Genomic DNA, 13,366 nt, shown 5'->3' on the forward strand with positions numbered 1-13,366 from the left:
TTGGCGCAAGAGTGCCTTCTGCCGGCGGCGGTTTTTCGTGCGCCGAAAGGCACCTATAGTCGGACCATCCCAACCAGGATCCGACATGAAACTGTATGCCTACCCCCTCTCCGGCCACTCCCACCGCGTGCGGCTGTTCCTCGCCCTGATCGGCCAGCCAGTCGAACTCATCGACGTGGACCTGCGCGCCGGCGCCCAGAAGGCCCCGGAATTCCTCGCCCTGAACCCGTTCGGCCAGGTGCCCGTGCTGGTGGATGGGGACACGGTGCTGCCGGACTCCAACGCGATCATGGTCTATCTGGCCAAAACGCTGGGCCGGACCGACTGGCTGCCCGAGACCCCCGCCGGCGCCGCCGCCGTGCAGCGCTGGCTGTCCGTGGCGGCCGGTGACCTCGCCGCCGGGCCGGCCTCGGCACGCCTGATTACGGTGTTCGGCGCGCCGCTGAACAGCGAGCAGGTCATTGCCCGGGCGCATCTGGTGCTGGGCCGCATGAACCGCGCGCTGGCGGGCCGCCAGTGGATTGCCGCCGATCAGCCGACGATTGCCGATGTGGCGCTGTACAGCTATACCGCCAGCGCGCCGGAAGGCTTTGTCGACCTGAGCGACTACACCCACGTGCGGCAATGGCTGGCGCGCGTGGAAGCGCTGCCCGGCTTCGTGCCGTTCCAGAAGACCGCCGTCGGGCTCGCCGCCTGATTGCTGCCCCCGCCATCCACCCTACCGGAGCCCAACATGTCCTCCCACGCCGCCCTCCTCCCGGATCTGCCCTGGCATACCGGCGAACGCCTGCTGCAGGAGCGCGCCGGCGTGCAGGCGCGCATGGCAGAGGTCGGCCCGCGCGTGGTGCGGGACTACATGCCCGACCAGCATCGCGACTTCTTCCAACAGCTTCCGCTGGTCGTGCTCGGCACGGTGGCGCCGGATGGGCGCGTCTGGGCGACGTTGCGCGCCGGGGCGCCCGGCTTCCTCCACTCCCCGGACCCGCGCGTGCTGGACGTGTCGGCGGCGCGAGAGCCCGCCGACCCGGCCGACGCCGGCATGGACGACGGCAACGCCCTCGGCCTGCTCGGCATCGATCCCATGACGCGGCGCCGCAATCGCATGAACGGCCACGTGCAGCGCACCGGCCCGGACGGCTTCCAGCTGGCCGTGGGCCAGAGCTTCGGCAACTGCCCGCAGTACATCCAGCAGCGCGCGTTCGATTTCACGCGCGACCCTGACGTGGCGTCCGACCAGCCGCCGCAGGTCCTGCCGGCCCTGGACGAGCGGGCGCGCGCGCTGATCGCCGGCGCGGATACCTTCTTCGTGGCGTCCTACGTGGATCTGGCCGATGGCAGCCGGCAGGTGGATGTGTCGCACCGGGGCGGGCCGCGCGGCTTCGTCCGGCTCGATGCGGACGGCGGGCTGACGATTCCCGACTACTCGGGCAACCGCTTCTTCAATACGCTGGGAAATCTGGCCGCCAACCCGATTGCCGGACTGGCCTTCGTGGACTACACCACCGGCAACCTGCTCCAGCTTTCGGGCCGGGCCGAGGTGCTGACCGACTCCCCGGAGATCGCCAACTGGGAAGGCGCCGAGCGCCTCTGGCGCGTGATACCGGACCGCGTAGTCTGGCGCGAGGCGGCGCTGCCGCTGGTCTGGCACGCCCCGGACGCTTTGCCCCGGCCATAGCCCTGTGACACAATCGCGCGACGCCTGGCCCCGGAGTCCGCGATCATGTCCCTGGAAGCGCTGCAAAACATCAATCCGCAATCGCTGCTCGATACGGCGATCAGCCTCGCCGCCGCGTTCGTGCTCGGCGGCATGATCGGCTACGAGCGCCAGTACCGCCAGCGCACGGCCGGGCTGCGCACCAATGTGCTGGTGGCCGTGGGCGCGGCGATCTTCGTCGATATGGCCAACCATCTCGCCGGCCACGATGGCGCGGTGCGCGTGGTGGCCTACGTGGTGTCCGGCATCGGTTTCCTGGGCGCCGGCGTGATCATGCGCGAGGAAGGCAATGTGCGCGGCCTCAACACGGCGGCCACGCTGTGGGGCTCGGCGGCGGTCGGCGCGTGCGCCGGGGCGGACCTGATCATGGAGGCGGCCATCGGCGCGCTGTTCGTGCTGGCCGCCAACACGCTGCTGCGGCCCGTGGTGGACCGCATCAACCGCCAGCCCATCGACACGCCCGCCGTGGAAGTCACCCATACCGTGCACGTGATTACTGCGCGCGAGCACCAGAAGCTCGCCATGCGGCTGCTGGAGGAAGCGCTGGATGCGGCCGACTTCCCCACCCGTGACCTGGAGGTGCGGGCGTTCGGTGAACAGGATGTGGAGATTGAAGCCGTGCTGGCAGCCGCCTCGGTGGAGGGCGACGCGCTCGACGCGATGGTGGCCAGGCTGGGCGCCACGAGCGTGGTCAGCCAGGCCTTCTGGAGCGCCAGCACCACCGAGTAGCAGCGCCGGCGCCGGGGTTCAGCGGCTTATGCGGCTTTAGCGGTTGGCGGCGAGCGCCGCCACGGCGGGCAGGGCCATCTGGCCAAGCACGCGCAGCACGGTGATCTGGTCACCGGTCCAGCTTTCCACGGCGGTCAGGTAGTTGAAGGTGCCGATCACCCGGCCGCCCTCGCAGAGCGGCACGTTGACCACGCCATTCAGGCCCAGGCCACGGATCACGGCGATGTCGTCGAAGACGGCGGCCAGCGCCGCGTCGCCCTCGCCGACGAACACCTCGCCGCGCACCAGCAACTGGCGCGTCCAGGACGTGTCGCCCTTGACCTTCTTCCCACCCACCGGGTAGGCGGCCGGATCGGACGACCACAGCCGCCCGATCTCGCCGGTCTCGGCCTGCCACGTGTTGATCGTCAGCAGGCCGGGGCCGAGCAGGTCCAGCGTGGCCTGCCCCACCGCATCCATCACGGCCACCGGCGTCGCCGCGTGGCGCAACTGGTCGCACAGCGTGTTAAGCCGCGCCAGATTGGCTAGATTGACCATCGCGACATTCGCAACCATCGACCCTTACTCCGCCTTGATGCCGAGTTCGCGGATCAGCTTGCCGTAGCGGTCCGCGTCGCGGCGCAGGATCTTGCCGAACGCCTGCGGCGTGGACGTGGTGGTCTCCACGCCGATGCTGTCCATCTTGGCCTTCACTTCCGGCAGCGTCATGATCCGGTTGATCTCGCTGTTCAGGCGCGTCACCAGCTCGGCCGGCATGTTCTTCGGGCCGAAGGCGCCGTACCACACGGACAGCTCATAGCCGGGCAGCGTCTCGCCCACCGTGGGTACGTCCGGCAGCAGCGGCGAGCGCTTGGCTTCGGTCACCGCCAGCAGGCGCAGCTTGCCGGCCTTCACGTGCGGCAGCGTCTGGGTGCCGGCGGAGAACAGCAGTTGCGTCTGGCCCGCCACGAGGTCCACCACGGCCGGGGCACCGCCCTTGTACGGCACGTGGAGCATGTCCACGCCAGCCATCTTGGCGAACAGCACCGCGCTCAGGTGGTTGGTGGAGCCGGAGCCGGCGCTGGCGTAGGCCAGCTTGCCCGGATTGGCCTTGGCGTAGGCAATCAGTTCCTTGACGTTCTTCGCCGGCACCGACGGATGCACCACCATGGTGTTCGTCACGTAGGCCAGCAGCCCCAGCGGGGTGAAGTCCTCCACGCCCTTGAACGGCATGTTGGGCATCAGCGAGGGGTTCATCGCGTGGGTGCTCATCGAGCCGATCAGCAGCGTGTAGCCGTCCGGCTGGGCCCGGGCGACCGTGGCCGAGCCGATATTGCCCGAGGCGCCGGGGCGGTTGTCGACGATGACCGGCTGGCCGAGCGACTTGGTCAGGTGTTCGGACAGCACGCGCGCCAGGATGTCCGTGGAGCCGCCGGCGGCCCAGGGCACGATCAGCGTGATCGGTTTTGTCGGATAGGCATCGGCGGCACCAGCCCCCGAAATGGCGGCGAACGACATTGCCAGCGCGGCGGCGCCGCACAGCAGGCTCTTGACTACGGACCTCATGACTGCAACTCCCTCTGTCTTCGTGCGGACCGCCCCGTGCGGGCCGACTGTTTGTGCGATACCGCTATCGCGATACCTTCCATGCCTGCCGCCCCGTCAGCGGCCCACGGCATAGCCTTGCATCCCACGCGCATTGGCGCCCGCGCGCAGCACCAGCCGGCCCTGGGCATCGCGCTCGCGCGAGCAGGCCGACATGCGGCCCTCGGACCAGTCGTCGCCCACGCGCACCTCGTGCCCGCGCGCGCGCAGCGCCTCCAGCGTGGCCGCCGGAAAGCGCGACTCGATGCTGATGCGGTTGAGCACGGTCTGGCGCGGCCAGAACGAACCCGGGAAATGATCGATATGCCAGGCCGGCGCGTCGATGGCCTCCTGGAGGTTCATGCCATGCACGGCATGACGCAGGAAGAATGCCAGGGACCACTGGTCCTGCTGGTCGCCACCAGGCGTGCCGAAGACCATGTACGGCTCGCCGTCGCGCAGCGCCATCGACGGCGACAGCGTGGTGCACGGGCGCTTGCCCGGTGCCAGTGTGTTCGGCAGGCCCGGCTCGAGCCAGGTCATCTGCAGGCGCGTGTTCAGCGCGAAGCCGAGCGACGGAATCGTCGGGCTCGACGACAGCCAGCCGCCGGACGGCGTGGCCGCCACCATGTTGCCGTGGCGGTCGATCACGTCGATGTGGCAGGTATCGCCCACGAACAGCTCGCGCTCGGCCCATTCGGTCACGGGCGGCAGCGCGGCAAAGGTGGGCTCGCCCACGCCGAAGCGCACGTCGGCGGTGGCCAGCGTGCGCGTGGCGACGTCGAGGTCCGGCATGCGCGGCGCCTCGCCCTTCAGCGTGCCCGCCGTCATGGTCAGCGCGGCCTGCTCGCCGATGCCCGCCGCGCGCGCGGCCAGGTAGTGCGGATTGAGCAGCGCGCAGAGCTTGCTTTCGGTGAAGCGGGGGTCGCCGTACCAGGCGGTACGGTCGGCCATCGCCAGCTTGGCGGCCTCGGCAATCTTGTGGACGAATTCGGGGGACGTGGGCGCGTGGGCTTCCAGCCCGGCGTGGCGCAGCATGCCGAGCTGCTGCAGGAACATCGGACCCTGGCTCCAGATATCGCACTTGGCCACGGTATAGCGGCCGAAGTCCAGCGTCACCGGGGCTTCTACCGTGGGCGCCCACTGGGCGAGGTCGTCGTAGCGCAGCAGGCCGGTGTGCTTCTCGCCGGTGGTGTCGCGCACCGGGGTGTCGCGGCAGTAGGCGTCGATGGCCTTGGCCACGAAGCCGCGGTACCAGCAGTCCATGGCGGCATCGATCTGGCCCGTGCGGGAGTCGCTCGCGGACTGGGCCGTCTCGATAATGCGGGTATAGGTGTCGGCCAGCACCGGCAGCCGGTGGAGCGCGCCGGGGCGCGGCACCTTGCCGTCCGGCAGCCACGTATCAGCCGAGCTGTGCCATTCGTCGCGGAACAGCGACTGCACGGCCAGGATGGCCTGCGAGATACGCGGCACCAGCGGGAAGCCATCGCGCGCATAGCCGATGGCGGGCGCGAGCACGTCCGCCAGCGACCACGTGCCGTGGTCGCGCAACATGGTCAGCCACGCGCCGAACGCGCCGGGCACGGTGGCGGGCATCAGGCCGATGCCGGGCATCAGCTCCATGCCCTGGGCGCGCAGCGCCTCGGGGTCCGCCAGCGCGGGCGCGGGGCCCTGGCCGCAGACCGAGCGCATCGCGCGCGTCTTTTCATCCCAATACAGGATCGGCACTTCGCCGCCCGGGCCGTTCAGGTGCGGTTCCACGACCTGGAGCACAAAGCCCCCGGCGACGGCCGCATCGTAGGCATTGCCGCCCCGCTCGAGCACGCCCATCGCGGTCTGCGTGGCAAGCCAGTGGGTGGAGGCGGCAACGCCGAAGGTGCCAACGATTTCCGGACGGGTGGTGAACATGGCCTAATGACTGGTATCGAATGCATTTGAGTATAGGAGCCCGAAATAACTGCAAACGGCGAAAAAATTATTGTTGCATTACCATTTGGTTATATCGCTCCTTCGCCATCATGCCCATTTCGTCCGACAAGCTGCTCCACAACGTGGTCTCGCGCCTGCGCCTGCGCCATCTGCCGCTGCTGCTGGCGCTCGAGCGCCAGCGCTCTGTCTCGCGCGTGGCCGCCGAACTCAATCTCTCCCAGCCGGCCGTGACCAAGGCGCTGCGCGAGATCGAGGACATTTTCCTGACGCCGCTGTTCACCCGCACCCGGCAGGGCCTGGAGCCGACACCGACCGGCGTGGCCGTGCTGGCCCACGCGCGCACGGCGCTGGCCGATGCCGAGGCGCTGGGGCGCGAGCTGACGGTGATCGAGGCCGGCCTGCGCGGGCGGCTGCGGATTGGCGTGATTCCCTACGTGGCGCGCGGCGTGCTCGATGCCGCGCTGGACTTCGGCCTGCGCCACACGCCGCGCATCTCGATGCTGGTACGGGAGGGGACCACCGACGAACTGGTCAACGCGCTGCGCCAGCACGAACTCGATTGCGTGATCGCGCGCTCGTTCTACCTGGCGGGCGAGGATATCGTCCAGCAGCCGCTGTATCGGGAGGAACCGGTGCTGGTGGTGCCGGCGGACGCCGCCGCGCGGCTCTCCCGGGCGGGGCTGGACTGGAAACGGCTGTCGGAGCGGGACTGGATCCTGCCGCCCCCGCACACGCCGGTGCGCCGCACCATCAATACGATGTTCGCGGTGGCCGGCGTGGCGCCGCCGCTGCCCACGGTCGAAACCTACTCGATCAAGCCGATGGCCACGCTGCTGCGCCGCCAGCCGGACGCCATCACCATCGTGCCGCGCTCGGTGGCCGCCGAACTGGTGGAACTGGGCGGTGCCGCCACCCTGCCCTTTGCGCTGAGCTGGGACTTGCCGCCCGTCGGCCTCATGTGGCGACGGGGGCTGGAAGACAACGAATTGATGACGTCGCTGGTGGAGGCGCTGCGAGAAGCGGCTCAATAGTCACTTCACTCAGAGTGCGTGCCCTCCGTGCGAGGGGACGCCATGTCTCATACATTCATGGACAATGTGCTTGTCGTGATTGACCCCTCGACATTTGTACCCGCACCCGCGACGGCTTCGTCGCGGGCTTTTTTTTGGTCAAAGCATCTTCCGCATCAGGGCGTTTTCCAGCGTCACGCCTCGACAGACTGGGAAATTCCGTTCGACCACGTGAAAACCGTGGCGCGCGAAAAAGGGCTCGGCCGTCTTGCTCACGTTTGAGGTGAGTGCCGTTATCCCCAGATTCACGGCCTCCTCGTGAATACGCGTCATCAGCAGGGTCCCGATTCCCTGCCGGGGATGGAAACCCGACACATAGAAGTGATCGATGTAGCCGTTGGGCTGAACGTCGGCATAACCGACGATCTCATTTTCGAGTTCGACGACGAAGGGCCGGAGCTTTTGGACCCGCGGTGCCCATAGGGCCATGTCAAAGTCGGCTGGCGCCCAGGCTGCGATTTGCTCGGGGGAATAGTCCCTGGCGGCGATTTCGTGGATGGCGGTGAAGAACACGCGGAACAACGCTGGTTCATCGCCTGGTTGGAATCTTCGGAGGTTCACGGGGGTCTTCGCAAGGCGACGTTGGAAAGCACGAGTCTGTCACACGTGAGCCGCGAGGCGGCGTGGATTGCTGTGGCGTACGGGGTGTGGATCGCGCTCCGCTAAGAGCGATTCGCGTGCGCTGTCTTACCGCATCATGCGTACCCGCCTTTCCGCAAGGTCATAGGGTCCCCGCTTGAAATTGCATACATTGCCAGCCGTTTCTGAGATGACATCCAGGGCCCGCGAGAAACCGGATTGCCGATATACGGCCGAGTAGATGAGGGGAGGAGGCATTGGATCGGTCCGGACTACGCGCAGCAGGCCGTCATTGATATCCGAGGCGAAGTAGTCGACCGCTAATTGACTGACGCCCAGTCCCTCGATCGTTAACTCCCGCAACACCGTGAGGCTGTTGGTGGAAAAGACCTTCTTGAACTGGAATCCGTGTTCACGGTTCCAGGAACCATAGAACGCATTCTTTGCAGAGCCGGCCGCCTGTTGCAACACCGGATATTCGGCAAGCTCATTGGGCTTGAGTGGGCGATCGGGGATGTCCAGCTTTGGGCTGGCCATCCAGAGATCCTCCACCCGGCCAACTTCGACACACCGGTAGGCATCGCCCCAGTACGTCCCGGGCAAAATGGTCAGATCAATCGTATTGGCTTCCAGCGCGGCGAACAGGCTTAGGCCAGCATCGACCACGGGCTCGATCTCGAGTGCGGGGTGCGTCAACTTCAATTCGCGCAACAGGCGTGTCAGCCATGTCAGCGCCACGAGTTCGGTCACGCCGATGCGGAACGTGCCGCGCACTTCGTTGTCCAGCCCGACCTCTCGCGCAATTCGGTCCTTGAGCACCATCGACTCTTCGGCAATCGGCATGAGCCGCGCGCCAGCCTGCGTAGGGACGAGACCCTTGGGCATGCGGTGCACCAGTTGCACGCCCAGTGCCTGTTCGAGTTCGATCACGCGCTTCGAGACGGCTGATTGCGTCGTAAACAGCTTGGCGGCCGCGACGGTGAATGACGCGCTCGTGACGCTGAAATAGAAGGCTTCAAGTTGCTTTAATGTCACATTCACGGTTTTCTCACCCATTGAATGACGGATTAGGCACCACTATGAAGCAATCCAGGAATTTAAAGAATAGCAAAGCAATCTTATTACTCGTTTGTGGCATGCGGAGAGGGCTCACATACTGGTGTCCATCGATCCACCAGTGAACCGCCCATGCTGAAGCTTGCCGACAGACTCAACCGCATCAAACCATCCCCCAGTTCCATGGCAGGGCAGCGCGTCCGCGAGCTGCGGGCCGCCGGCCGTGATGTCATCGGCCTGACGGCCGGAGAGCCGGACTTTGCCACGCCCGCGCACATCTGCGAGGCCGCCCTGGCGGCGATGCAGTCGGGCAAAACCGGTTACACCGATGTGGGCGGAACGTCCGAACTGCGAGAGGCGGTTGCGCGCAAGTTCTCACGCGAAAACGCGCTGAGCTACAGGCCCAGCGAGATCATCGTCAGCACTGGCGCAAAGCAAGTGATTTTCAACGCGATGCTATGCACGGTGCAGGCCGGCGATGAAATCATCATTCCCGCGCCGTACTGGGTGTCCTATCCTGACATCACGCTGTTCGCGGGCGGTACGCCCGTATTCGTTCCCGGCACGCCGGAAATGGGCTTCAAGCTAACGCCACAGTCGCTGGAGGGCGCCATCACGCCGCGTACCCGCTGGCTCATGCTGAACGCGCCGAACAATCCGAGCGGCGCCGCCTATAGCCGTGACGAACTGGTCGCGCTCGGCGAAGTCCTGAGCCGCCACCCCCATGTGTGGATCATGACCGACGACATCTACGAGCACCTGATGTACGACGGCACGGGGTTTTTCACCATCGCGCAGGTGTGCCCGCAACTGGCCGACCGGACGCTGACGATCAATGGCGTATCGAAAGCCTATGCCATGACCGGCTGGCGAATTGGCTATGCCGGCGGGCCGGCAGCGTTGATCAAGGCCATGACCAAGCTGCAATCGCAAAGCACTTCGTGCGCCAATGCCGTGGCGCAGGCCGCTGCGCTCGCCGCGCTGGAAGGGCCGCAAGCCTTTATCGCGGCGAACCGCGACGTCTATCGGCAACGCCGCGACTTCGTGGTGGAAGCGCTGAACCGTATCGAGGGCATCGCGTGCAAACCGCCAGCCGGTGCCTTCTATCTCTTCGCGTCATGTGCCGGCCTTTTCGGACGCCGGACCAGCGAAGGCCTCGCCATCCGGAACAGTGACCAATGGGCAGCCTGGTCGCTTGACGCGGCCAACATCGCCTTCCTGCCTGGCTCTGCCTATGGGGTCGATACCCATTTCCGGCTCTCGTTCGCCACCAGCATGGAAGTGCTGGCAGAAGGCACCCGGCGCATTGCGCACGCGGCCGAAACCCTGCTTGCGTAGCGCCGCCACGAAGACACCTTACAAACATGCAGAGATCCGCAGAGATCCGCCGACAGTTCCGCCAGCGCAACACTTCCTCTACAACGACGAAACGAAACATCATGCGCAGCCTGCCCAGCCCCCTGATTCGCCCAGCTTTTCTGAAGCTCCTTGCCGTCTGTGTCTCGCTTGCCGCCACAAGCGTTGCGACGGCGGAGGAAGCCTGGCCAACCCGGCCGATCCGCATTCTTATCGGCTTCTCGCCGGGGGGCTCGAACGATATCGTCGCCCGCTTGATCGCGCCGAAACTTGCCGATGCGTTGGGGAAGCAAGTGCTGATCGACAACCGGCCGGGAGCGGGTGGCAACATCGCCGCCGACACCATGCTCAAGGCCCCCGCCGATGGCCATACGCTCATGATCTGCACCACAGGCATGTTGTCGATCCAGCCAAGCCTGCAAAAGATGAGCTATGACGCCCAGACGGACATCGTGCCGGTGTCGCTGATTGCCAACACGCCATACGTGGCCCTGGTCAACGCGTCGCTGAATATCCACAACGTCAAGGAGCTGATCGCCTATGCCAAGGCGAACCCCGGCAAGCTCAACTACGCCTCTTCTGGCAATGGCACGGCGGGCCACCTCGCGGGCGAGATGCTCAAGCTGCGTACCGGGATTGATATCGTGCATGTGCCTTACAAGGGCACCGGCCAGGCCATGGCCGACCTGCTCGGTGGCCAGGTATCCCTCATATTTGACCAGCCGATCAGCTCCTTGCAGTACGCGAAGTCGGGCAAGTTGCGGGTACTCGGCGTCGCCGCCTCCCATCGGCTGGACGGGTTGCCCGATGTGCCGACGTTTGCCGAAGCGGGCGTGAAGGACTTCGAGCCCGTGGCCTGGACCGGCCTGTGTGCGCCGAAGGGGACGCCGGCTCCGGTGGTCGCACGGCTGCAAAAAGAGGTGCAGCAGGTACTGCGGCAGCCCGATATCGCGCAGCGACTGCAACAGGATGGCATGGAGGTCGTGGGTAACTCGTCGGAGAAGTTCCGAGAATTCCTGAAGGCCGACAGACAGAAGTGGGCGGGCGTGATCAAGGCCGCCAACGTTACCGCAAACTGAGAATCCCGATGAAAGACAGCCAGGACTTCCGCGCCATCGTGACCGATATCGCGCGTGTATCACCGGACCTCGTAGCACGTGCTTCGCAATTCGCCTCCTCGCTGCTGGCGGATGTCAATGGCCGCCGCGGCGGCATGCACGGCCGCGTGGCGCCGCTGGATCCTCGATCCCGCTTGTGCGGGACGGCGCTGACTGTCGAGGTTCGCCCCGGAGACAACCTCATGATTCATGCCGCAATTGCGATGGCAAGGCCCGGCGATGTCATCGTTGTCGATGGCAAGGCGGATCAGACGTGCGCCCTGATGGGCGCGATCATGGCGAACCAGTGCCGGGCCAAGGGCGTGGCAGGGGTCGTTCTGGACGCGGCCGCGCGTGATCGCGACGAGATTGGCGAACTGGGTTTCCCGATGTACGCCGTCGGGACGAATGCCAATGGCCCGACCAAGCTTGTCCCCGGCCTGATCAATCACCCGGTCCAATGCGGCGGCGTGACCGTACGCCCGGGCGATCTGATTGTCGGAGATGCCGACGGCGTGGTCGTGATCGAACGCGAGAAAGTCGCCACCATACTTGAACTTGCGGCGGATAAGCTGGAAGCAGAACGCAAACGGATTGCCAATATCCAATCCGGCGCGGAGACAAGCCCCGCCTGGCTTGCCTCTGCGCTATCGGCCTCGGGGGTGCTTGCGCCGGGGCAGGTGCTATAGAGCCCCACTACACAGGCCGCACCGTAAAAATAAAATCCACTTCTATCGACGCGCCTTTTGGCAATTGCAATACACCAACAGACGAGCGAGTGTGTATGCCGACGTCGCCAAGCACCGCATACAAGACGTCAGAGGCGCCGTCGGCGACTTCGCTTTGCATCGTGAAGTCTGGCGCGCTTCGCACAAATACGGTGATGCGCGGCACCGCCTGTATGGCGTCGAGCGTTCCGCAGCTTTTCTTGATTAGAGACAGGGCACGCAGCGTCGAAGTCCCTGCTGCACGACGCGCTTCGTCGAGCGAAATGGAGTCGCCCACTACGCCAACGAAGCGCACCGTTTCCCCAACTCGCGGGATTTGGCCAGCAACGTAGGCTACGTTCCCATCCACCAAAACAGGCGTGTACTTTCCACCGATCTTGATTTCCTCGTCCGGATCAAATCCGAATTCCGCCGCGATCTGCCGCAGCTTGTCGTCTCTTGTCATGAGCACCTTCACCAACGCTGTCGAAAGGGTAAAGCGTAATCGATTGCGCTGCGTTTGTCTGAGATGACGCCGGCCGTCTAATCGAATTCATCGTACTGTGGCAGTTGGTCAGTAATCGAATACCACGGCGCCTTGGAGCCCACGAAGATATGCGCACTGGGACGAATGCTGGGCGTGTCGGCGAGCGTGCCCAAGGTGACGTGGACGAAGGCGCCATCACGAACCACCGAGAACATCAGGCTTCCGCATCGCTTGCAACGGACATCGTGAGACGCCTTTGCGTCACCGAAAATCAATACCTCGTCCTCGCCTTGCGTGATCTGCAATTTTTCGCGCTCGATCCCTGCGAAGGGCTTGAACGCGGAGCCTGTCGAGCGCCGACAATTTGAACAGTGGCAGTTCAACGCGTAGGCGAATTCGTCATTTACCGAGTAACGGACCGCACCGCACAAGCATCCGCCAGCGAGCAATGGTTTCATGGCTGCCTCCTGGCTTCCGCACCACCCCCAAACCCCAGCCACACCACATGCCCGCGCACGTCCTCCGGCCAGCCGGCGATCAGTTCGTCCATGCGTTGCCGGTCATCCGCGAACAGCGCGCGGGACGCTTCCTCGAAGCCCGGAAGATCCCCGGCGATGGCGGACATGAAGTGATACGCGCGCTCCCGCGCTACGCGGCGGTTATCGCCATGGGCATTGGCGCGGCGTGCCTCTTCCACGAGCTTGCGCAGCGCCACGGAGGCGCCGCCCGGCTGCTGGGCGAGCCAGTCCCAGTGGCGCGGCAATAGCGTGACCTCGCGCGCCACGACGCCTAGTTTGGGGCGGCCCCTGCCGCGCGGCGCGTCCGGGGTGTCTTCCTGATCGGCGGCATCGGCACGCCCACCTTCCGGGCTAAAACGGGCGACGATGTCCGCATCGCTGCCGCGTGTGTCGATGTCGATGGTGCGCCCGGTGGCGTTGTCGAACACCAGCACCGGGCCGCTGGGTTGCCCGTCCATCGCCCGCCTGACCGCGAGCGCAACCACGCCGAACGGGCCGGAGGCGAGGCGGCGATGGCCTTCGAAGGCGGTATGGGACGGAAGATGATCGATTGGGCTCATG

Annotated in this window: 15 protein-coding genes; 7 read left to right on the top strand and 8 right to left on the bottom strand. The window is 65.7% G+C overall.

The window, feature by feature from the left end:
* Positions 1–85 precede the first annotated feature (85 nt).
* From AC1DP9_RS09915 to AC1DP9_RS09925, 3 genes are read left to right on the top strand one after another with little or no spacing between them, the layout of a single operon-like run.
* Entirely contained in the window at positions 86–697 is a 612-nt protein-coding gene (locus AC1DP9_RS09915) for a glutathione S-transferase family protein (RefSeq protein WP_477107233.1), read from the top strand.
* Positions 698–733: 36 nt separating this feature from the next.
* Positions 734–1,675, top strand: coding sequence for a pyridoxamine 5'-phosphate oxidase family protein (locus AC1DP9_RS09920; protein ID WP_477107234.1), 942 nt, complete (start codon positions 734–736; stop codon positions 1,673–1,675).
* Positions 1,676–1,720: 45 nt separating this feature from the next.
* A complete protein-coding gene (locus AC1DP9_RS09925; protein WP_092294664.1) occupies positions 1,721–2,443 on the top strand; it encodes an MgtC/SapB family protein in 723 nt (240 codons plus the stop codon).
* A gap of 36 nt (positions 2,444–2,479) precedes the next feature.
* Here the strand turns inward: AC1DP9_RS09925 and AC1DP9_RS09930 are convergent, their stop codons facing one another.
* The 3 genes from AC1DP9_RS09930 to AC1DP9_RS09940 all read right to left on the bottom strand — a co-directional run bounded on the left by AC1DP9_RS09930 (position 2,480) and on the right by AC1DP9_RS09940 (position 5,914).
* Positions 2,480–2,998: a GAF domain-containing protein gene (locus AC1DP9_RS09930; protein ID WP_477107235.1), complete on the bottom strand. Its 519-nt coding sequence runs from the start codon at positions 2,996–2,998 to the stop codon at positions 2,480–2,482.
* 6 nt (positions 2,999–3,004) lie between these two features.
* Positions 3,005–3,988 carry a Bug family tripartite tricarboxylate transporter substrate binding protein gene (locus AC1DP9_RS09935; protein ID WP_092294660.1) on the bottom strand — a complete coding sequence of 328 codons (984 nt, stop codon included), beginning with the start codon at positions 3,986–3,988 and terminating at the stop codon, positions 3,005–3,007.
* A gap of 96 nt (positions 3,989–4,084) precedes the next feature.
* Positions 4,085–5,914: a gamma-glutamyltransferase family protein gene (locus tag AC1DP9_RS09940; protein ID WP_092294658.1), complete on the bottom strand. Its 1,830-nt coding sequence runs from the start codon at positions 5,912–5,914 to the stop codon at positions 4,085–4,087.
* Between the two features lie 110 nt (positions 5,915–6,024).
* Between AC1DP9_RS09940 and AC1DP9_RS09945 the strand changes: the two genes are divergently transcribed.
* Positions 6,025–6,966 (top strand): LysR family transcriptional regulator, encoded by a 942-nt coding sequence (locus AC1DP9_RS09945; protein WP_092294656.1) that lies wholly within the window; start codon positions 6,025–6,027, stop codon positions 6,964–6,966.
* 138 nt (positions 6,967–7,104) lie between these two features.
* Here the strand turns inward: AC1DP9_RS09945 and AC1DP9_RS09950 are convergent, their stop codons facing one another.
* On the bottom strand, positions 7,105–7,566 hold the full coding sequence (locus AC1DP9_RS09950) for a GNAT family N-acetyltransferase (protein ID WP_477107236.1): 462 nt from the start codon (positions 7,564–7,566) through the stop codon (positions 7,105–7,107).
* Between the two features lie 126 nt (positions 7,567–7,692).
* Complete coding sequence (locus AC1DP9_RS09955; RefSeq protein WP_255370812.1) at positions 7,693–8,640, bottom strand: LysR family transcriptional regulator; 948 nt, start codon at positions 8,638–8,640, stop codon at positions 7,693–7,695.
* Positions 8,641–8,772: 132 nt separating this feature from the next.
* On the opposite strand from AC1DP9_RS09955, the gene AC1DP9_RS09960 reads away from it, so the two are divergent.
* From AC1DP9_RS09960 to AC1DP9_RS09970, 3 genes are all read left to right on the top strand, one after another.
* Positions 8,773–9,978, top strand: a complete 1,206-nt coding sequence (locus AC1DP9_RS09960) for a pyridoxal phosphate-dependent aminotransferase (protein WP_477107237.1) — start codon at positions 8,773–8,775, stop codon at positions 9,976–9,978.
* A 101-nt stretch (positions 9,979–10,079) separates the two neighbouring features.
* Entirely contained in the window at positions 10,080–11,075 is a 996-nt protein-coding gene (locus AC1DP9_RS09965; protein WP_092294650.1) for a Bug family tripartite tricarboxylate transporter substrate binding protein, read from the top strand.
* An 8-nt stretch (positions 11,076–11,083) separates the two neighbouring features.
* Positions 11,084–11,782, top strand: coding sequence for an RraA family protein (locus AC1DP9_RS09970; RefSeq protein ID WP_092294648.1), 699 nt, complete (start codon positions 11,084–11,086; stop codon positions 11,780–11,782).
* A 7-nt stretch (positions 11,783–11,789) separates the two neighbouring features.
* On the opposite strand, the gene AC1DP9_RS09975 is transcribed toward AC1DP9_RS09970, so the two are convergent.
* The 3 genes from AC1DP9_RS09975 to AC1DP9_RS09985 form a co-directional block, all read right to left on the bottom strand.
* Positions 11,790–12,266: a RidA family protein gene (locus AC1DP9_RS09975; protein WP_441592806.1), complete on the bottom strand. Its 477-nt coding sequence runs from the start codon at positions 12,264–12,266 to the stop codon at positions 11,790–11,792.
* Between the two features lie 77 nt (positions 12,267–12,343).
* Positions 12,344–12,745, bottom strand: a complete 402-nt coding sequence (locus AC1DP9_RS09980; RefSeq protein ID WP_092294646.1) for a GFA family protein — start codon at positions 12,743–12,745, stop codon at positions 12,344–12,346.
* Entirely contained in the window at positions 12,742–13,365 is a 624-nt protein-coding gene (locus tag AC1DP9_RS09985) for a DUF2239 family protein (protein ID WP_477107238.1), read from the bottom strand. Before AC1DP9_RS09985 ends, AC1DP9_RS09980 begins: the two co-directional genes overlap by 4 nt.
* Between the last annotated feature and the right edge of the window lies 1 nt (position 13,366).

The sequence above is a fragment of the Cupriavidus sp. 01L43 genome, from assembly GCF_056399925.1.